This window comes from Bradyrhizobium sp. 172, from assembly GCF_023101065.1.
Taxonomy (GTDB): Bacteria; Pseudomonadota; Alphaproteobacteria; order Rhizobiales; family Xanthobacteraceae; genus Bradyrhizobium; species Bradyrhizobium canariense_D.
This window is the reverse complement of sequence record NZ_CP064701.1, coordinates 7,226,291-7,244,625: the sequence shown is the minus strand read 5'-3', so window position 1 is coordinate 7,244,625 and position 18,335 is coordinate 7,226,291. Positions and strand designations below refer to the sequence as shown.

Here is an 18,335-nt window from a genome sequence, read left to right as displayed (position 1 = left end):
TGGTTAACCTTTCATTAGAGAATTGCACTGCATCTTCCCAGACGAGGGAGAACTGCAATGTTTTCAAGCCGCGATACCTTTGAAGGCGATTCCTGCCCGGTCCGCGACGAACTCCTTGGCGAGATGTACCGCGCCAGCGAGAGTGGCCTGCCGAGGCTGGTTGAAAGTGTTTCCCCTGACGCGCGCGCCAGGCTGGCGCTGTTCTGCTATCGGCGCAGCCATCTGCACTCGCTGGCGGTCGCGATCGCTGGCAGCTGTAACGAGCGCGACCTGATCGAGAACGGCGGCCGTGTCGGTTCGACGCTCTACGCGCTTGCGCGCGAAGGCGCGGCGAAATCCTCGCCGTCGCTGTCGGGTGGCCGCAAGCCGATCACGCTGTCGACCAAGCCGCTCTCGGTGCTCGCGCCGCTGGACGACGAGATCGACGACGAGATCGGCGAAGCCGTCCCGGCCTAAAGCACGATCGATCGCGCTCTAGCTCTCTATTGGCGTATGATCTCGGCGGAAAACCGCTGCACACTTTTCCGGATCATGCGCCGGCGGCCTCTATCACCGGCAGCCCGAATTTCCGTCGCGCCATCGCGCATTCGGCATCGCCCGGCATGCAGGTGCGGCACACGTCCGGCCGCACTGCATAGATGCCGCACGCGGTCGCTTTTCCAATGTTCCCCTGCAACGCCGAACAGCGATCGCCTTCGCAGCGCATGCCGGATTGACGGTCGTTGACGAGCGCTTCGGGAATCGCGGCAAGCTCCTCGTCGCTCTCGATCGAGAAGCGCGGCCAGTTCGCCGAATAGCCGCAGCAGGCGCCGCAACTCTGGCAACAGCTCGACAGGTCGATCGGGGCGTTCTCATCCATCGTCACGTGTCCTTTGGCGGGCCCCAGACCAGGCTCTGGCGCCATTTCGCGCGCAGCACGTCGCGCCTTTCAGGATATCTCTCGTCGGGATAGCTCGCGTCGACCACGCGGTCGGTGCGGAAGCTGCGGAAGTCGCCGCGCAGCTCGCACCAGGCCGCGAGCAGGCGCACGGCTTCGAGATAGCCGATCGAAATCGGCCAGATCATGCGCTCGCTGGCGCGGCCCTGCTCGTCGCGATAGCGCAGCATGATCTTCTTGCCTTCGTGGATCTGGGTGCGCGTGCGAGCCATGTCCAAGCGGTCCGGCTCCCTGTTCCAGCTCGGTCGGGCCCGGCTTGCCGGCTCCAGCACGAACGGACGCAGGCGCTCAGGGACAGTGTCGGCGATCTTGGCCATCAGATCTTCAGCCGCACGCGCCAGCGCGGGATCGGCATGGCCGGCGACCCATTGCGCGCCCAGCACCGCCGCCTCGATTTCGTCGGGTGTCAGCATCAAAGGCGGCAGGTCAAAACCCTTTTCCAGGATGTAGCCCATGCCGGCTTCACCACGGATCGGCACGCGCTGGCCGATCAGCGTGGCGATGTCGCGATAGATCGTGCGCTTCGAGGTCTCGAGCTCGGCCGCGATGGCGTCCGCCGTCAGCGGCTTACGCGTGCGCCTCAGCACCTGGATGATTTGAAACAGCCGGTCGGCGCGTCTCATGACGGATCTCTTGTCGGTGGTTTTTCAGAAGGCGGCGCGCGGCTGCTGACAGGATGTTGGCAGCAGGGGAGTTCTATACCGGGACAACACGTCGACTGAAGAGGATTTGTCCATGATCATTCCAACTCATTTCGGCCCGGCCGCTGCGCTATGGCGGACCCCGCCTTTACAGGTCCAGCCTTTGCAAGTCCCGCGTTTGCAAGCCCGAGCTTGGTACGCATGGGCGTTCGGCCGCCTCGTATCCCTTGATCTCATGGTCCTCGACCTCCGCCTTGCGCTCGCGACCATGGTGGCTCGCTTCCTGGTGCAGGCCGCGGACGCGCTGGTCCGTCATGTCATGGCCCGCGCCTGGCGGGGGGCCCGTTTCGCAGAAGATATCACGGCTGCTGCCACCATGGTGGCAGCAGCCCGCGGTTAAGTTCCCTCAACTCTTTCGGTCGTTTCAGGAGAGCCTTCATGATCACGCTTTACGGCTTTGGCGCCGGCTTCGGCCTGCCGGAAATCAGCCCCTTCGTCACCAAGACGGAGGTGCAGCTCAAGATGGCGGGATTGCCCTACCGGAAGGAGCGGGCGATGCCACCCGCATCACCCAAGGGGCAGCTGCCCTTCATCGACGATGGCGGCGAGGCGGTGGCCGATTCCACTTTCATCCGCGCCCATATCGAGCGCCGCTACGGCTTCGATTTCGACGCCGGTCTGTCGCTCGTCGAGCGCGCGCAGGCCTGGGCATTCGAACGCATGATCGAGCATCACGTTTATTTTGCGCTGGTCGGGGCGCGCTGGGTCGATCCGGTCAACTTCGCCAAGGGGCCTGCGCATTTCTTCGACGGCGCGCCGGAGCACAATCGCGAGAAGTTGCGCGAGGACGCGCAATTCCGTGTCGCCGAGAACTACCTGCTCTCCGGACTCGGCCGCCACGCGCCCGATGACGACGTCGATCTCGCCGTGCGCTCGCTGTTTGCGCTCTCGGTGCAGCTCGGCGACAAGTCCTATCTGATGGGCAACAAGCCCTGCGGCGTCGATGCCACCGCCTTCGGTGCACTCGCCGGGATCCTGACGCCGTTCTTCGAATCCGCACTGCGCCGTCGCGCCGAAGGATTTCCGAACCTCACCGCTTATGTCGACCGGATGATGGACAGTTACTATCCGGAGTTCGCCTGGACCCCGCTGCGGCAGGCGGCTTGAGGCCTGGAATGAGACTCATCTAGCGCCCCGAGAAAGGTGTGTCCCCTCCCCCACAAGGGAGGAGGGAACTCAGAGAGCGGTGCTGTTGTTCAAACGCGATCCGGCATTACGCTCGCTGCAAACAAAAAGAGCCGGCCCATCGGGCCGGCTCTCGTCGTCTCAATCCTGCCGCTGCGTCTATTTCACCAGCGTGTACTTGCCGTTCTTCACCGTGAGCAGGATGCGCGAGCGCTCGTCGAGGCCGTAGCGATCCTTTTCGGTGAAATTGTAGACGCCTTGGCTCGCCGCAAGCTCCTTCTCCGACAGCAGCGCCTGGCGAATCGCCTCGCGGAATTCCGGCGTGCCTGGCTTCGCCGTCTTGAGTGCCGCCGGGATGATGCGCTTGAGAATCTCGAAGGCGTCGTAAGAGTGACCGGCGAACTGGCTGCGGCTGTTCGGGCCGTACTTGGCTTCATAGGCCGAGTTGAGCGCGAGGCCCGGCTTCTTGGTGGCGGCTTCGTCCGGCTGGTCCTCGGGATCCATGACGGGACCAGAGGCCATCAGCACGCCTTCCGCAGCTTTGCCGGCGATACGGATGAAGTCCATACTGGCGGCGCCATGGGTCTGGTAGATCAGGCCCTGATAGCCACGCTCGCGTAGCTCGGTCTGCGGCAGCGCGGCCGCGGTGCCGGAAGCGCCGACCAGAATGGCATCGGGATTCGCCGCCACGAGCTTCAGCACCTGTCCGGTCACCGACGTGTCGGGGCGAGCGAAGCGCTCCTCGTCGGCGATGGTTATGCCCATCGGCACGGCCTGCGCCTTCAAATCGTTGAACCAGAGGTCGCCATAGGAGTCGGAATAGCCGATATAACCGACGGTCTTCACACCCTTCGACTTCATGTGGTCGTACAGCACCTTGCCCACGATCGGGATCGGCTGCGGCATCGCCACCGACCACTTCATGCGCTCCGGCGTAATCGGGAACGGCGCCAGGCCGAAATGCGGAATGCCGGCTTCGTTGGCGACGTTGGACACCGCGATGGTCGGCGGCGTCAGCGCCGAGCCCATGATGATGTCGGCCTTGGATTCGGTCACGAAGCGGCGGGCGTTGGTGGTCGCGGTGGTCGGATCGCCGCCGTCGTCGAGTACGATCACCTTCAGCGGCACGCCGCCGATCTCCTTCGGCACGAACTCCAGCGCATTGCGCTCGGGAATGCCCAGCGCTGCGCCCGGGCCGGTCGTGGTGGTGGTGATGCCGATGGTGACCTCGGCGGTCTGAGCCCGCGCGGGCACGGCCGGCAGCGCAAGCGCAGCCGCGGTGACGGCGGCGGTCAGGTAAAAGCGTTTCATCTATTCCTCCCTTTATGTGTTTCTTTGAAAGCAGAAATCGGGGGGTAATTCAGCCCCCTCTTTTGGTGATGTGGCGATTTAGCTCCGGGCCTCGCTCCCCGTGAATTTGGCTACCATTTCCGCAGGAAACGGTGCCGATTTCAGTTTGTCGGGGTTAACGGGGTCGCGCCCGACCAGGACACGGGTCTCGAAACCCTCGATAGCCAGCGCCTCGCCCTTGAAGACGCTGTGCTTCACCTCGAAACTCGAGCGCTTGATGCTCTCGATCTTGGTTTCGATGGTGATCCAGTCGCCATAAGTCGAGGGGATGTAGAACTTGGCGCGTGTATCGACCATGGGAATGCCCACCAGGCCGTATTTCTTGACCAGGTCCTGCTTGGAGAAGCCGGCGACTTCGAACAGGGTCGACGTCGAATCGTCGAACATCGCGAAATAACGCGGGTAATAGACGATGTTGGCGGGGTCGCAGTCACCCCACTGGATCTGGACGTCGCGCCGGTTCACGAACATATGCCGCGCCCTATTTCGGCGCCATGCGCAGCGAGCCGTCGAGGCGCACCACTTCGCCGTTGAGGTAGGAATTCTCGACCATGTGCAGGGCGAGCGCCGCGAACTCGTCGGCGTGGCCGAGCCGGCGCGGGAACGGGATCGCGGCGGCGAGCGAGTCCTGGGCTTCCTGCGGCAGGTTGGCGAGCAGCGGCGTGAGGAACAGGCCGGGCGCGATCGTCAGCACGCGGACGCCGAACTGCGCCAGCTCGCGCGCGATCGGCAGCGTCATGCCGACGATGCCGCCCTTGGAGGCCGAATAGGCCGATTGCCCGATCTGGCCGTCATAAGCGGCAACGGATGCCGTGTTGATGATGACGCCGCGCTCGCCGGTTGCCTGCGGCTCGAGCTTGGACATCTCGTTCGCGGCAAGGCGGAGCATGTTGAAGGTGCCGATCAAATTGACCTTGATCACCTTGTCGAAATCGGCGAGCGCCATCGGGCCGTCGCGGCCGACGACGCGCTTGGCAACGCCGATGCCGGCGCAATTGACCAGCACGCGCGCGGGTCCATGGGACTTGGTCGCTTGGGCGATCGCAGCCTCAGCGGAAGCCGCATCGGAGACGTCGCAAGCCACAGCCACGCCCTTGATCTCGGCGGCGACAGTTTCGGCGAGCTTGGCATTGAGGTCGCACACCGCGACCCTGGCGCCCTGCGCCGCCAGCTTACGCGCGGTCGCCGCGCCCAGTCCCGACGCGCCGCCCGTGACGATGACAGCCTGATCCTTCAACAACATGGCGTTCTCCCTAGGTGCGACGTCCTCTTACCCGACCGATATCACACGGTCCGATGGATTGGCAGCGTAGAGCTCCTCGATCAGCAGGCTGCGATGCTCGAGCACCGCGCGCTGGTTGATCGAGCCCTTGTCGGTGACTTCGCCCTTGTCGATCGAGAGTGGCGTGTCCATGAGGATCGCGCGCGTGATCCGCGTCGAGGATCCCGTGGCCGCGCTGAGAAAGCGGGTCAGCCGTTCGCGAAATGCCTCGCGCACCAGCCGGTCGCGGGTCGCGACGACGAGATCGTCGGTCGGCAGCGTCGGGTTGATCAGCCGGCAGCCGTCGAGATCGAGCACGACGAGCGCGGAGATCTCGTCTCGGTTGATGCCGGCGATGACGACGTCGCGCACCAGCGGCGCGCAAGCCGCGACGAAGCGCGCGCGCAATGGGCCGACGCTGACCCAGGTGCCGCTGCCGAGCTTGAAATCCTCACCGATGCGGCCGTCGAAATCGAAGCCGGCATTGAGATCATCGGGATCGACGGGCTTGAGGGCATCGCCGAGCTTGTAGAAGCCTTCTTCGTCGAACGAATTTGCGGTGATGTCGGGCTGGCGCCAGTAGCCGGGCATCACGTTCGGCCCCTTGCAACGAACTTCCATCTTGCCGTTGTTCGGCACCAGCTTGGCGTCATTGCCGGATACGGGAAGCCCGACATGGCCGGAGCGGCTGGTGCGCGGGTTGACCGACATGAAGAACGGCGCGGTCTCGGTTGCACCGAGGCCGGTCAGCATCGGTACGCGGTAGCCTTTTTCCTTCACCGCCAGCTCGTCGAGGCTGTTCCAGACGAACGGCGACAGCGCCGCGCCCGAGAAGAACATCGCGTGCAGCCGGTCGAAGAATTTTGCGCGGAGGCGCTGGTCGTCGCGCAGATAAGGCAGCAGCGACTCGTAGCCCTTGGGGACGTTGAAATAGACCGTCGGCGAAATCTCCTGGAGATTGCGCACGGTTTCCTCGATGCCTCCAGGCACCGGCTTGCCGGCATCGAGATACATCGAGCCGCCATTGTAGAGCGTCAGCCCGATATTGTGGTTGCCGCCAAAAGTGTGATTCCAGGGCAGCCAGTCGATGATGACGGGCGGCTCGTCCCTGAGGAAGGCGAGTGTCTCGCGCAGCATCACCTGGTTGGCGCAGATCATGCGCTGGGTGTTGATGACCGCCTTGGGGTTGCCGGTCGAGCCCGAGGTCAGCAGGAATTTCGCGATGGTGTCGGGGCCGATCTTGCCGTGGACCTCGTCCAGATCGCCGCGGATCGGGGTTGCCATGAGGTCGGCGAGCAAGGTGACGTCGCGGCCCGGCACGTGGCCGTAGGACGCGGCGATCTCGGTGCCGAGCGAGACGTTGGCCGCGAGCGCGTCGGCGAACTTGTCGGCGTCCTCGGCGAAGACAAGGCCGGGCGTCAGCAGCTTCATCAGGTAGGAGAGCTTGCCGTAATCCTTCGATACCAGCGAATAGGCCGGCGACACCGGGCAGAACGGAATGCCGGCATAGAACGCGCCGAACGCGAGCAATGCGTGGTCGATCGAATTGCCGGAGAGGATGACGACCGGCCGCTCCGCCGACAGCCCGCGCGCAATGAGCCCTGAGGCGATGTGCCGGCTCGCGGCGAGCAGCTCGGCGTAGCTGATCTTGCGCCAGCCGCGGCCACCTTCGCGCTCGGCCATGAAGACGCGATCGGGCGTCGCGCTCGCCCAGTGATGCAGGCGGTCGGTGATGCGGGCCGGATAATCGCCGAGCGGCTGTTTGGGCCGCAGATAAATCGTGCCGTCGTCGCGCCGCTCGATATTGACGACGGGATCGCCGAACGAAATGGGCCGCAGCGGGGAAGTGCTCGCGCCGCGCTCCATGCTGGAAGAGGACGGCTGCGCGCTCATGATTTCGGCTTCACCTTTGCGGTCTTGTGTTCGAGGAACTCGCGGATCCTGCGTTTTGCCTCTTTGTCGCTCTGCGCCACCGTCGCCATCAGCGATTCCATCAACAGGCCGGTCTGCGGATTGGCCTCCGCGATCATCGGCAGCGCCTGGAGCACGGCGAAGTTGGTCAGCGGCGCGTTGGAGGCGACCTTGGTCGCAAGCTCCATCGCCTTGCCGAGCCCGTTGCCGGCTTCCGTGACATATTGCGCAAAGCCGTAGGAGGTGCCTTCGGTCGCGGAATAGACGCGGCCGGTCAGCATCATGTCCATCATCCTGGCGACGCCGATCAGGCGCGGCAGGCGCACCGAACCGCCGCCACCGACGAAGATGCCGCGCTGCCCCTCCGGCAGCGCGAAATAGGTCGAGGGTTCGGCGACACGGATATGCGCCGCGCAGGCGAGCTCCAGCCCGCCTCCGATCACGGCGCCCCTGAGCGCGGCGATCACAGGCACGCGGCTGTACTGGATGCGGTCGAACACCCGGTGCCACATCTGGGAATGGAGAAGGCCGCCACTGGCATCATGGTCGGTCAGTTCGGAGAGGTCGAGACCGCTGGAAAAATGGTCGCCGATGCCGTGGATGACGACGGCGCCGATATCCTCGGGCAGGGCCGCAAAACACTCGCCGATCTCCAGGATGATGCCGTCGTTGAGCGCATTGCGCTTGGCCGGCCGATTGAGGCCGACGGTCAAAACCCGGTCCGCCCGCTCGATCTTCAAAAGCCCGGCGGCGCCCGCGTCAGCGGTCTCGGCGTTTCCCTGTGTCATTTGCGTCCTTGTCAGAATAGTTATGTTGTATAACGAATTCAGGAGGAGTCAACAAGGGGCTAGGTGCCTCTTGGGTCAGTCAGGCGGGCAAAAGGCGCCCTCCAAATGCGGTGTCGTCCCGGCGGAGGCCGGGAGCCATAACCACAGGGAGAAGTTTGGCCAAGTCGTTCGGTACTCCGACTATTCGCGATCGACAGATCACGCGGTATGGGTCCCAGCCTTCGCCGGGACGACGGCGAAGGGCACTGAAGCCTTCACATCACCTGATGCACGTCGATCACGACTCGATCCGCATGACGCGCTGCTGACCCGACAAAAATGTGCTCCATCAGCCAGCGGTACTTCTCGTGCCCGGTCTCGAACCTCGGCACGGTGCGGAAATAGATCAGTTTGGGATCCACCGGTTCGCCGCGCTTGAGCTTTTGCAACAGCTCGACCGGGCCGAAGCGCATGCCCTTGTTCTCGACATAGACGGTGGCACCGTCGTCGGTTTCGAACGCGTACTTCGCTTCGAGATCAATCAGCTCATTCGGGCGGATGGTCTGGAAGTCCGCGCCGAACGGCAGCACCTTGCCGGTGATCGCACCCGTCACCTCGCCGCCGACGATCGGGATGATGCGGCGAATGCCGATACCGGTCTCGCCGGCGGTGACGACGTCGCCGATGCGTGCGGTGACGGTAAAGACGTATTTGGTCTCGAGGGTAGGGGCCGTCATCGGTCACCTTTCTGTATTGAACTAGCGCCGCTGTCCTTCCTTCTCCCTTGTGGGAGAAGGTGGCGCGAAGCGCCGGATGAGGGGTATGCCTCTCCAAACTCAGATCAGCGCTTGAGGAAATATACCCCTCACCCGTCTCGCCGCTTTGCGGCGAGCCACCCTCTCCCACAAGGGGAGAGGGAAAAGACAGCTCGCCGCTTTACCACCTCCTCAATGCGCCATCATCCGCGTCGGCAGCCATGTCGCCAGCAGCGGGAAGGCGATCAGGATCACCAGGCGCACCAGGTCTGTCGCCACGAACGGAATCACGCCCTTGAAGATGGTGGAGAAGGAAACGTCCTTCACCACGCTCTTGATGACAAAGACGTTCATGCCCACCGGCGGATGGATCAGGCCGAGCTCGACCGTCATGACGATGATGACGCCGAACCAGATCGGGTCGAAACCGAGATGCATGATCACGGGGAAGATGATCGGCACGGTGAGGATGATCATCGCCATGGCGTCCATCAGGCAGCCGAGCACGAGATACATCACCATGATCAACGCCAGCACGCCGTAGGGGCCGAGACCGAGGCCGGTGAGGAATTCCGTCACCTTTTGCGGGGTCTGCGTCACCGTGAGGAAATAGCCGAAGATCAAGGCGCCGATCAGCACGGTGAACACGGCGGCGGCCGTGCGCGTCGCCTGGAGCAGCGACGCCAGAATCTTCTCGCGGTCGAGCCGGCCGGTCGCCACGCCGATGATGAAGGCGCCGGCGGCGCCGACGCCGCCCGCTTCGGTCGGCGTGAAGCGCGGCAAATAGGGCAGGCCGTAAAGGCCGCCGATGACGAACACGAACAGCAGCACCGGCGCCCAGATGTCCTTCAGGCCGGCGAAGCGCTCGCGCCACGGCAGCTCCTTGCCCTTGGGCAGGAAGTCGGGCCGGAAATAACCGATCAGGAAGATCGTGATCATGTACATGGTCATCGCGAGGATGCCCGGGATGATGCCGGCGATGAACAGCTTGCCGATGTCCTGCTCGGTGATGATGCCGTAGACGGCGAGCACGGTGGAGGGCGGCAGCATCGCACCCAGCGTGCCGCCGGCCGCGATCACGCCGGTGGCAAACGACTGCGGATAGCCGAAGCGGCGCATCTCGGGGTAAGCGACCGCGGAGAAGGTCGCGGCGGTCGCGACCGAGGAGCCGCAGATCGCGGCAAAGCCGCCGCAGGCGCCGACGGTGGCGATGCCGAGTCCGCCGCGCAAATGGCCGACAAAGCCGTTGGCGGCGCGGAACAGCTCGCGACTCATGCCGGAATTGCTGACGAACGAGCCCATCAGCAGAAACATCGGAATGACGCCGAAGGTGTAGTCGGTCACCGTGCGCATCGAGGTCTGGCCGACCAGCTTCAGCGCCGGCGTGGCGCCGACGAGATAGGAAAAGCCGGAGACGCCGACGAGGCCCATGGCCATGCCGACCGGCACGCGCAGCAGCATCAGGGCGAACAGGGAAACGAAGCCGATTACGGCGACGGCATCGGTGCTCATGATTACTCCGTCGCCTTCAGCTTGGGGTCGTGCATCTCTTCGGGATGGAAGATCAACCGGTAGGTGCGGATCGCGATCAGCAGCACGGCCGAGACGTCGCCGATCCAGGCGATCGCGAAGAACGGCCAGGTCGGCATGTGCATGTCGAAGGTCTGGACGTTGTCGTTGTAGGTGCCGCGCACCTTGTCGAACAGCGTCCAGGTCTGCACCGTCACGACGAACAGCAGCACCAGGGTCGCGAACACGTCGATCCAGCGCTGGTAGCGCGGCCCGACATTGCCCCAGACGAGGTCGACGGTGATGTGGGTGCCGCGATAGGAGGTCGCGGCGATGCCCCAGAAGATCAGGATGCCGAGCAGCATGCGGCCGATGTCGAAACTATCGGGGATCGAATAGTTCAGCGTGTTGCGAAGCAACACCGACAGGAAGATGTCGAGCGCGACGATGCCGACGAAAGCCGCTGCAATCCATTCGATCGAATCGATAATACGATCCATCCAGCTGCGCTTCATGGGAGCTTCCTAAGAGATGCCATCCTCGGGCGGGAGAGGGAGAGGACGCGCGATGCGCTCCTCGCGTCTCGACCCGCGTGCAGAACAACGGCGGCGAGATGCATCCCGCCGCCGCATGTGTTTCGACGAAGAACTACTCCGCCAGCGCGTTGTACTTCTTCAGCGAGGCCTTCAGCTCGCTAAGCGCCGCGTCCGGATCCACGCCGGTCTTCTTCGCGCCGTCACTCCAGGTCTTCACCAGCGGCTCGGCGGCCTTCTTCCAGGCCGCGGTCTGCTCGGGCGTCAGCTTGTAGACCTCGTGACCGGACTCCGCCTTGACCTTGTCGATGCCGGCATCCTCGAACTTGCCCCAGTGCTCGCCGACCACGCCTGCCATTTCGACCGTGCAATTCTTGTCGATCGCGGCCTTCTGCTTGTCGGACATCGCATTGTACTTGTCCTTGTTCATGACGAACACGAAGGTCGTGGTGTAGAGCGGCGCCTCCATGTCGTATTTGGTCACCTTGTCGATGCCGAACAGCACCAGCGAGCCCCAGGGGAAGGTGACGCCATCGGCGACGCCGCGCTCGATGATGTCGCGCACTTCGGGCGCGGAGGATTGCACATTGGTGCCGCCGAGCGAGGTGACGAAGTTCGCCATGGTGGCGTGGGCGGGGCGGATCTTCAGGCCCTTCACGTCCTCCGGCATCACGATCTTCTTGGTGCGGGAATGGAAGGAGGAGGGCGAGTGGACGAAGGCGAGGCAGTATTTGACGTCCTTCATCTCCTTCTCGGCGTATTTGCGGTACCAGGCGTCGAGCCCCATCGAGCCGCCCTTGGCATCCGAGATCAGGAATGGCAATTCGCCAGCGCCGATGATCGGGAAACGGCCGGGCTGGTAGCCGGGATTGACATAGGTGACGTCGGCGATGCCGTCGCGCGCCATGTCGTAATGGTCGAACGCCTTGCCCATCTGCTGGGCCGGAAACACCTTGCCCTTGATGGTGCCGCCGGAATCCTTCTCGACCGCAGCAGCCCAGTCCTCCAGCGATTTCTGTAGTGGATGCGAGGCCGGCACCCAGTGCGAGATCTTCAAATCGAAGGTCTTGTCCTGCGCGAACGCAGGGCTCACGCTTGCTGCCAGCAGCAACGCCAGACAGGCTTTCCTCATCACGCGTCTCTCCCTCTTTTGACGGCGGGCTTCGATGGCCCGGTCTCGTTAATTAACATGTTATCTAGTTGGCCGGCGCGTTCAAGCCGGAACTGGCGCGACGTGCCGCCGCGCACTCCCTTTTGCCCAACCGTTATATGATATAATTATCGTGCGCGGACGGCAGCGACAAGCGAGCCACGCCGAAAGCCTACAGGATCGGGAGGAGCAAGTATTGCGGACAAAAGTCGCAATCATCGGGGCGGGGCCGGCAGGATTGTTGCTTGGGCAACTGCTGCATCATTATGGCATCGACAATGTCATTCTGGAGCGGCAGAGCCCGGACTATGTGCTCGGCCGCATCCGTGCCGGACTGCTGGAGGAGGGAACAGTTGCGCTGCTCGACCAGATCGGCGCCGGCGCACGGGCGCATGCCGAAGGGCTGGTGCATGAAGGGATCGAACTCACCTTCTCGGGGCGCCGCCACCGCATCGACATGAAGGCTGCGACCGGCAAGACGGTCATGATCTACGGCCAGACCGAGGTCACGCTCGATCTGATGAATGCGCGCACGGCCGCCGGCCTCACCTCGGTCTACGAGGCCAAGGACGTGCAGCCGCAGGATTTCGACGGCGGTCACCCGCGCGTAACCTACGTGAAAGATGGCGTCACCCACACCATCGATTGCGATTTCATCGCCGGTGCGACGGGTTTCACGGCGTCAGCCGCGCCAGCGTTCCGGCTTCGGCCATCGAGGAGTTCGAGCGCATCTATCCGTTCGGCTGGCTGGGCATCCTCTCCGAGACGCCGCCGGTCAGCCACGAGCTGATCTATTCCAACCACGCCCGTGGCTTTGCGCTCTGCACCATGCGTTCGACCAGGCGCAGCCGTTACTATGTGCAGTGCGCGCTCGACGACCACGTCGACCAATGGCCGGACGACCGTTTCTGGGACGAGCTCAAGCGCCGGCTCGACCAGGACGCCGCCGACAGCTTGGTCACGGGCCCCTCGATTGAGAAGAGCATTGCGCCGCTGCGCAGCTTCGTCGCCGAGCCGATGCGCTTCGGCAGGATGTTCCTGTGCGGTGACGCCGCCCATATCGTGCCGCCGACCGGCGCCAAGGGGCTGAACCTGGCCGCGAGCGACGCGCATTATCTGTCGAGTGCGTTTCGCGAGTTCTACGACGAAAAATCCAGCGCCGGCATTGATGCCTATTCGGCGAAGGCGCTGGCGCGGGTCTGGAAGGCCGTGCGCTTCTCCTGGTGGATGACCTCGATGCTGCACAAATTCCCCGACACCGGCACCATCGGCGCGCGCATCCAGCTCGCCGAGCTCGACTATGTCACGCAGTCGCAGGCCGCGATGACCTCGCTGTCGGAGAATTACGTGGGGCTGCCGTTTTAGGGCGCGCCGTCATGCCTCGCGAAAGCGGGGCATCCAGTACGCCGCGGCCTCTCCGTATCACGTCACCGTCTCTGGAATACTGGATCACCCGCTTTCGCGGGTGATGACAGGGATAGCGGGGCGACGGCGCCACTCCTTTCAAACACCCGCGCAAATTCCGTTTAAAACTTTGTAGGTGGTGCATCTGTCCCGTCTGCCGCGTTCAATGGCGGGAGCCACCAACGCGAGACGGACATGACCAGCACCGACATTCCCGCCGGCTTCGAGCCGCACTTTCGCAAAGCCCCGCTCACCGATCCTTGGGAGCCGCTTTACTCCAGGAAGACCGACAACGGCGTCACCGTGGGATTGCGGCTGGCGAAACCGCACACCAACGCGCGCGGGCTGATCCATGGCGGCCTGATCGCGGCGCTGGCCGATGCCGCCATGGGCTACAGCTGCGCGCAGGCGACGGGCTGGACGACCTCGTTGGTCACGATCTCGCTGTCGGTCGACTATGTCGGCGCCGGCGAGATCGGCCAATGGCTCGCGGTCGAGGGTGAGGCGATCAAGACCGGCAGCACGATCTGTTTCGCGCAGTGCCTCGCGAAGGCCGACGGCGCCGTGATCGCCCGCGCCAGCGGCACCTTTCGCGTAGTGCCGAAGAAGGGGTGAGGGCGTCACCCGAATTTCCACTCCGCGGTCTCCACCACGAGATCGACGAAGGCACGCACCTTGGCGGAGAGCAGGCGCGAGGTCGGGTAGACGATGTGGATCGGCAACGCCGGCTGCTCGTATTTCGCCAACACGATTCTGAGCCGCCCGCGCCGCAGGCCCTCGGCAGCCTGATAGGCCAGCACCCGGGTCACGCCGCCGCCCGCCTCGGCATATTGCAGGGCGGCGTCGGCGCTGTTGCTGGCGAAGCGTGGATTCGGCGCCACCTCGATGTCGCGGCCGTCCTGCACGAAGCGCCAGTTCGCGGATGGACCGAAGGCGATGGTCTGGTGCCCGAGCAATGCCTCCGGCGTCTTCGGCTCGCCATGGCGCTTGAGATAGCCAGGTGTCGCCACCACGATCCGCCGCATCTCGCCGACCTGGCGCGCGACGAGGGAGGAGTCGGCGAGATGGCCGATCCGCACCGCGACGTCGACGGCATCTTCCACGAGATTGACCAGGTTGTCCGACAGCCGCAATTCGCAGGCGACCTCGGGATAGCGCTTGAGGTAGGCGATCATGACAGGCCCGACATGGAGCCGGCCAAAGCCGACCGGCGCCGACACCACCAGCCGCCCGCTCGGTCGGTTGCGCTCCTCCCGTGCCGAGCCGTCGGCCTCCTCGACATCGGCGAGGATGCGACGCGCGCGCTCGAGATAGCGCGTGCCGACGTCGGTCAGGGTCACTTGACGGGTGGTCCGCTGCAACAGCCGCGCGCCAAGATGCTCCTCCAGCGCGGCGATCAGCCGCGTCACCGCGGAGGGGGACAGCCGCAGTTTTCGTGCCGCCGGCGCGAAGCCGCGCAGGTCGGCGACGGTGACGAAAACATGCATGGCTTCGAGGCGATCCATGGCATTATTGCATATAACGCAACGATGAAGTGTCAAGCGGGATGATTGTTTTAGCCGGCGGGAGGTCCATTTTGGATGGCGAAGACGCAGGGATGCGCCGGGATTTCAGGAGATGTTCCGATGACGGCAACTCACACCTACGCCAGCGACGTGGCGTTCACGCCGGCGGTGAAGTCGATCCAGACCCGAAAGGGATCACGCGAAGGCTATGCCCATGCCGAGCAGCGCGGCTGGCGCACCGAGGTCGATGAGAACCTCGCGGCGTTCCTGGCCGACGCCAACAGCTTTTATCTCGCCACGGCATCGGCCGACGGCCAGCCCTACATCCAGCATCGTGGCGGCCCGAAGGGCTTCTTGAAGGTGCTGGACAAGCAGACGCTGGCTTTCACGGACTACGCCGGCAATCGGCAATACATCACGCAGGGAAACCTGTCTGAAAATCCCAAGGCCTACATCTTCGTGATGGACTACGCCCATCGCCGCCGGGTGAAGATCTGGGGCGAAGCGCGGGTGGTCGAGGACGACGAGGCGCTGACGACATCGCTGATGCCGAAAGGCTATCGCGCCCGGCCCGAGCAGGTGATCCTGTTCAAGATCGAAGCGTGGGACACGAACTGCCCGCAGCACATCCCGCAGAAGTTCGACGCTGGAGATGTGGCGGCGGCGCTGGCGGCAAGGGATGCGAAGATCGCGGAGCTGGAAGCAGAGCTCGCGGCGCTGAAGGGTGACAAGGGGGCAAGCTAGGCCACGATCTTCGTCTCTCCCTGAATCCTCCGATGTCATGCCCCGCGAAGGCGGGGCATCCAGTACGCCGCGGCGCCTCGGTTCAAGCACAGGTCTCTGGAATACTGGATCGTCCGCCCCTGTGCGCAATTGCGCACTAGGCGGACGATGACAGATGAGTTTGAGGAAGCGCGTCTCGAAGTTACAACACACTCGCCCCTTCGTGCTGGAAGCCGAGATAGCTCGCCGCCACGCGCTCATTCGCCGCGATGTCGCTGGCCTTGCCGCTGAGCACGAACTCGCCGAGCTCCATGACATAGGCCTGATCCGCGATCTTCAATGCCGCCTGCGCGTTCTGCTCGACCAGCAGCACGGAGACGCCGGCGGCGCGCAGTTCGGTGACGATGCGGAAAATGTCGGCGACGATGATCGGGGCGAGGCCGAGGCTCGGCTCGTCCAGCATCAGGAGCTTGGGCTCGCCCATCAGTGCGCGGCCCATTGCGAGCATCTGCTGCTCGCCGCCGGAGAGCGTGCCGGCGAGCTGCTTGCGCCGCTCCTTGAGCCGCGGAAACAGCGTGTAGACCCGCTCCATCGAGGCTTTCGCCTTGCTTCTCTCGATGCGGAAGGCCCCTAACTCGAGATTGTCCTCGACATTCATGGTCACGAACAATTCGCGGTGCTCGGGAACGAGGCCAAGCCCCATGGCGACGCGGTCCTCGATGTCGAGCCGCGACAGGTCCTGACCTGCGAATGAAACGCGCCCTTTCAGCGGCAAAATGCCGATGATGGCGGAGAGCAGCGTGGTCTTGCCGGCACCGTTGGCGCCGACGATGGTGACGATCTGGTTCTGGCCGACTTCGAGCGAGACCGAGCGCACGGCCTCGACCTTGCCATAGGCGACATGGGCGTTGGCGACGGACAACAGCGCGCTCATGCCGCCACTCCGAGATAGGCCTTGATCACTTCGGGATTGGTCTTGATCGTGGCCGGCGTTCCTTCCGCGATCTTGGTGCCGAAATCGAGCACCACGATGCGGTCGGCGAGGTTCATGACGAAGCCCATGTCGTGCTCGACCAGCAGGACGCTCATGCCGCCGTCGCGCAGCTCGCGCAGCAGCGTCGCGAGCCGCTCCTTCTCCATGTGGCGCAGGCCGGCGGCCGGCTCGTCGAGCAGCAGCAGCATCGGATCGACGCACAACGCACGGGCGATCTCGACGATCCGTTGCTGTCCCAGTGAGAGCGAGCCTGCGAGCTGATGCATCTGCTCGCCAAGTCCGACCCGCTCGATCTGGCGGGTGGCTTCGGCGAGCAGCTTTGCCTCATCAGTGCGGTCGAGCCGCAGCATCGAGGAGATCGGCCCCGAATGGCCGCGCAGATGGGCACCGATCGCGACGTTTTCCAGCACGGTCATATCAGGCACCAGCTTGACGTGCTGGAAGGTGCGGGAGATGCCGAGCTTGACGATCTCCTGCGGCGGCGCCCTGTCGACCTTGTTGCCGAGCACGGAGATCGAGCCCGAGCTGGCCGACAGCACGCCGGTGATCAGGTTGAAGGTGGTGCTCTTGCCGGCGCCGTTGGGGCCGATCAGCGCGACGATCTCGCGAGCCTGGACGTCGAAGGAGACGTTGTTCACCGCGACCACGCCGCCAAATTGTTTCCGCGCCTTCTCGACCTGGAGCAGGACGCTGGATTGGCCGGGCGAGCGGGTGCGCTGCTCCAGTTTCAGCGAAGTGTCTGGCTTCTTGCCACTGGTACGCTGGGGCAGGAACGACATCAGCCAGGGCCAGACGCCGCCGGGTGCGAGCTGGAGCAACGCCACCAGCATGATGCCGAACACGATGGTCTCGACCTGGCCCGAGCCGGGCAGGATCAACGGCAGGTAGCTCTGCAGCACTTCCTTCAGGACCACGACCAGCGCCGCGCCCAGGACGCCGCCCCAGACATAGCCGGCGCCGCCGACCACGGCGATGAAGAGATACTCGATGCCCGCCTGCGCGCCGAACGGCGTCGGGTTCACCGCGCGCTGAAGATGGGCGTAGAGCCAGCCGGAGAGGCCGGCGAGCACGGCGGCATGGATGAACACCAGCATTTTCGCCCGCGGGGTGTGCACGCCGAACGCCTCGGCCGCGACATGGCCGCGCCGGAGCGCGCGGATGGCGCGGCCGGTGCGGGAGTCCAGCAGGTTCATCGTGAGCAACGCCGAGAGGATCACGGCAACCCAGATCGCGTAGTAGATCGAGCCGGGCGAGAGCATTTTGAACGAGCCGATCGACAGCGGCGGGATCGCCGAGATGCCGTCGTTTCTTCCCAAAAATTCCAGCTTGCTGAAGAGATAGAACAAGCCGAGTCCCCAGGCGAGCGTGCCGAGCGGCAGATAATGGCCGGAGAGACGGACGGTGACGAGGCCGAGCAGCACCGCCAGCAATCCGCTGACCAGCAGCGACAGTGGTAGCGTCAGCCAGGGCGACATGCCGTAGGTTGTCGACAGCACCGCGGTGGTGTAGGCGCCGAAGCCGACGAAGGCCGCTTGTCCAAACGAGGTCAGGCCGCCGACGCCGGTCAGCAGCACGAGGCCCATCGCGACCAGGGCCGCGAGGCCGATATTGTCGAGCAGCACGATCCAGAATGGGGGCATGCCCGGAACAAACGGGATCGCCGCCATGATCAGCGCGAAGATGAGGATGGGGAGCCGGCTCTGCATCTTG

General features: G+C 64.2%; 19 protein-coding genes and 1 pseudogene. 6 read left to right on the top strand and 14 right to left on the bottom strand.

Going from position 1 to position 18,335, the window contains the following annotated elements:
* The first annotated feature begins 57 nt into the window (after positions 1-57).
* Positions 58-456 (top strand): hypothetical protein, encoded by a 399-nt coding sequence (locus IVB07_RS34360; RefSeq protein ID WP_018458458.1) that lies wholly within the window; start codon positions 58-60, stop codon positions 454-456.
* Positions 457-529: 73 nt separating this feature from the next.
* Here the strand turns inward: IVB07_RS34360 and IVB07_RS34355 are convergent, their stop codons facing one another.
* Together IVB07_RS34355 and IVB07_RS34350 are read right to left on the bottom strand one after the other, a co-directional pair.
* Entirely contained in the window at positions 530-859 is a 330-nt protein-coding gene (locus IVB07_RS34355) for a YkgJ family cysteine cluster protein (protein WP_018458459.1), read from the bottom strand.
* Positions 860-861: 2 nt separating this feature from the next.
* Positions 862-1,560: a YafY family protein gene (locus IVB07_RS34350; RefSeq protein WP_007599649.1), complete on the bottom strand. Its 699-nt coding sequence runs from the start codon at positions 1,558-1,560 to the stop codon at positions 862-864.
* A gap of 112 nt (positions 1,561-1,672) precedes the next feature.
* Here IVB07_RS34350 and IVB07_RS34345 point away from each other — a divergent pair, with 112 nt between their 5' ends.
* Both IVB07_RS34345 and IVB07_RS34340 read left to right on the top strand, forming a co-directional pair.
* Entirely contained in the window at positions 1,673-1,978 is a 306-nt protein-coding gene (locus tag IVB07_RS34345; RefSeq protein WP_247294194.1) for a hypothetical protein, read from the top strand.
* Between the two features lie 38 nt (positions 1,979-2,016).
* The gene (locus IVB07_RS34340; protein WP_018458461.1) at positions 2,017-2,745 is read left to right on the top strand and encodes a glutathione S-transferase family protein; all 729 of its coding nucleotides are present in this window, start codon (positions 2,017-2,019) and stop codon (positions 2,743-2,745) included.
* A gap of 177 nt (positions 2,746-2,922) precedes the next feature.
* Here the strand turns inward: IVB07_RS34340 and IVB07_RS34335 are convergent, their stop codons facing one another.
* The 9 genes from IVB07_RS34335 to IVB07_RS34295 form a co-directional block, all read right to left on the bottom strand.
* Positions 2,923-4,074: an ABC transporter substrate-binding protein gene (locus tag IVB07_RS34335; protein ID WP_018458462.1), complete on the bottom strand. Its 1,152-nt coding sequence runs from the start codon at positions 4,072-4,074 to the stop codon at positions 2,923-2,925.
* 78 nt (positions 4,075-4,152) lie between these two features.
* Entirely contained in the window at positions 4,153-4,584 is a 432-nt protein-coding gene (locus IVB07_RS34330) for a thioesterase family protein (protein ID WP_018458463.1), read from the bottom strand.
* A 10-nt stretch (positions 4,585-4,594) separates the two neighbouring features.
* Positions 4,595-5,356: an SDR family NAD(P)-dependent oxidoreductase gene (locus IVB07_RS34325; protein ID WP_018458464.1), complete on the bottom strand. Its 762-nt coding sequence runs from the start codon at positions 5,354-5,356 to the stop codon at positions 4,595-4,597.
* A gap of 27 nt (positions 5,357-5,383) precedes the next feature.
* Positions 5,384-7,267 carry a feruloyl-CoA synthase gene (locus tag IVB07_RS34320; RefSeq protein WP_026233587.1) on the bottom strand — a complete coding sequence of 628 codons (1,884 nt, stop codon included), beginning with the start codon at positions 7,265-7,267 and terminating at the stop codon, positions 5,384-5,386.
* Positions 7,264-8,073: a crotonase/enoyl-CoA hydratase family protein gene (locus IVB07_RS34315; RefSeq protein ID WP_018458466.1), complete on the bottom strand. Its 810-nt coding sequence runs from the start codon at positions 8,071-8,073 to the stop codon at positions 7,264-7,266. The genes IVB07_RS34320 and IVB07_RS34315 overlap by 4 nt, the downstream gene beginning before the upstream one ends.
* 254 nt (positions 8,074-8,327) lie before the next feature.
* Positions 8,328-8,789, bottom strand: a complete 462-nt coding sequence (locus tag IVB07_RS34310; RefSeq protein WP_018458467.1) for a DUF3237 domain-containing protein — start codon at positions 8,787-8,789, stop codon at positions 8,328-8,330.
* 210 nt (positions 8,790-8,999) lie between these two features.
* Positions 9,000-10,319, bottom strand: coding sequence for a TRAP transporter permease (locus IVB07_RS34305; RefSeq protein WP_018458468.1), 1,320 nt, complete (start codon positions 10,317-10,319; stop codon positions 9,000-9,002).
* Between the two features lie 2 nt (positions 10,320-10,321).
* A complete protein-coding gene (locus IVB07_RS34300; protein ID WP_018458469.1) occupies positions 10,322-10,831 on the bottom strand; it encodes a TRAP transporter small permease in 510 nt (169 codons plus the stop codon).
* 133 nt (positions 10,832-10,964) lie between these two features.
* Entirely contained in the window at positions 10,965-11,981 is a 1,017-nt protein-coding gene (locus IVB07_RS34295; RefSeq protein WP_018458470.1) for a TRAP transporter substrate-binding protein, read from the bottom strand.
* A 214-nt stretch (positions 11,982-12,195) separates the two neighbouring features.
* Between IVB07_RS34295 and pobA the strand changes: the two are divergent.
* Together pobA and IVB07_RS34285 are read left to right on the top strand one after the other, a co-directional pair.
* A pseudogene (gene pobA / locus IVB07_RS34290) lies at positions 12,196-13,364 on the top strand (4-hydroxybenzoate 3-monooxygenase).
* Between the two features lie 234 nt (positions 13,365-13,598).
* Positions 13,599-14,018: a PaaI family thioesterase gene (locus IVB07_RS34285; protein ID WP_018458472.1), complete on the top strand. Its 420-nt coding sequence runs from the start codon at positions 13,599-13,601 to the stop codon at positions 14,016-14,018.
* A gap of 5 nt (positions 14,019-14,023) precedes the next feature.
* Here the strand turns inward: IVB07_RS34285 and IVB07_RS34280 are convergent, their stop codons facing one another.
* On the bottom strand, positions 14,024-14,908 hold the full coding sequence (locus IVB07_RS34280) for a LysR family transcriptional regulator (RefSeq protein WP_018458473.1): 885 nt from the start codon (positions 14,906-14,908) through the stop codon (positions 14,024-14,026).
* Between the two features lie 120 nt (positions 14,909-15,028).
* Here IVB07_RS34280 and IVB07_RS34275 point away from each other — a divergent pair, with 120 nt between their 5' ends.
* The gene (locus IVB07_RS34275) at positions 15,029-15,652 is read left to right on the top strand and encodes a pyridoxamine 5'-phosphate oxidase family protein (RefSeq protein ID WP_018458474.1); all 624 of its coding nucleotides are present in this window, start codon (positions 15,029-15,031) and stop codon (positions 15,650-15,652) included.
* Positions 15,653-15,833: 181 nt separating this feature from the next.
* On the opposite strand, the gene IVB07_RS34270 is transcribed toward IVB07_RS34275, so the two are convergent.
* The gene (locus IVB07_RS34270; protein WP_018458475.1) at positions 15,834-16,565 is read right to left on the bottom strand and encodes an ABC transporter ATP-binding protein; all 732 of its coding nucleotides are present in this window, start codon (positions 16,563-16,565) and stop codon (positions 15,834-15,836) included.
* The gene (locus IVB07_RS34265) at positions 16,562-18,331 is read right to left on the bottom strand and encodes a branched-chain amino acid ABC transporter ATP-binding protein/permease (protein ID WP_018458476.1); all 1,770 of its coding nucleotides are present in this window, start codon (positions 18,329-18,331) and stop codon (positions 16,562-16,564) included. The genes IVB07_RS34270 and IVB07_RS34265 overlap by 4 nt, the downstream gene beginning before the upstream one ends.
* Between the last annotated feature and the right edge of the window lie 4 nt (positions 18,332-18,335).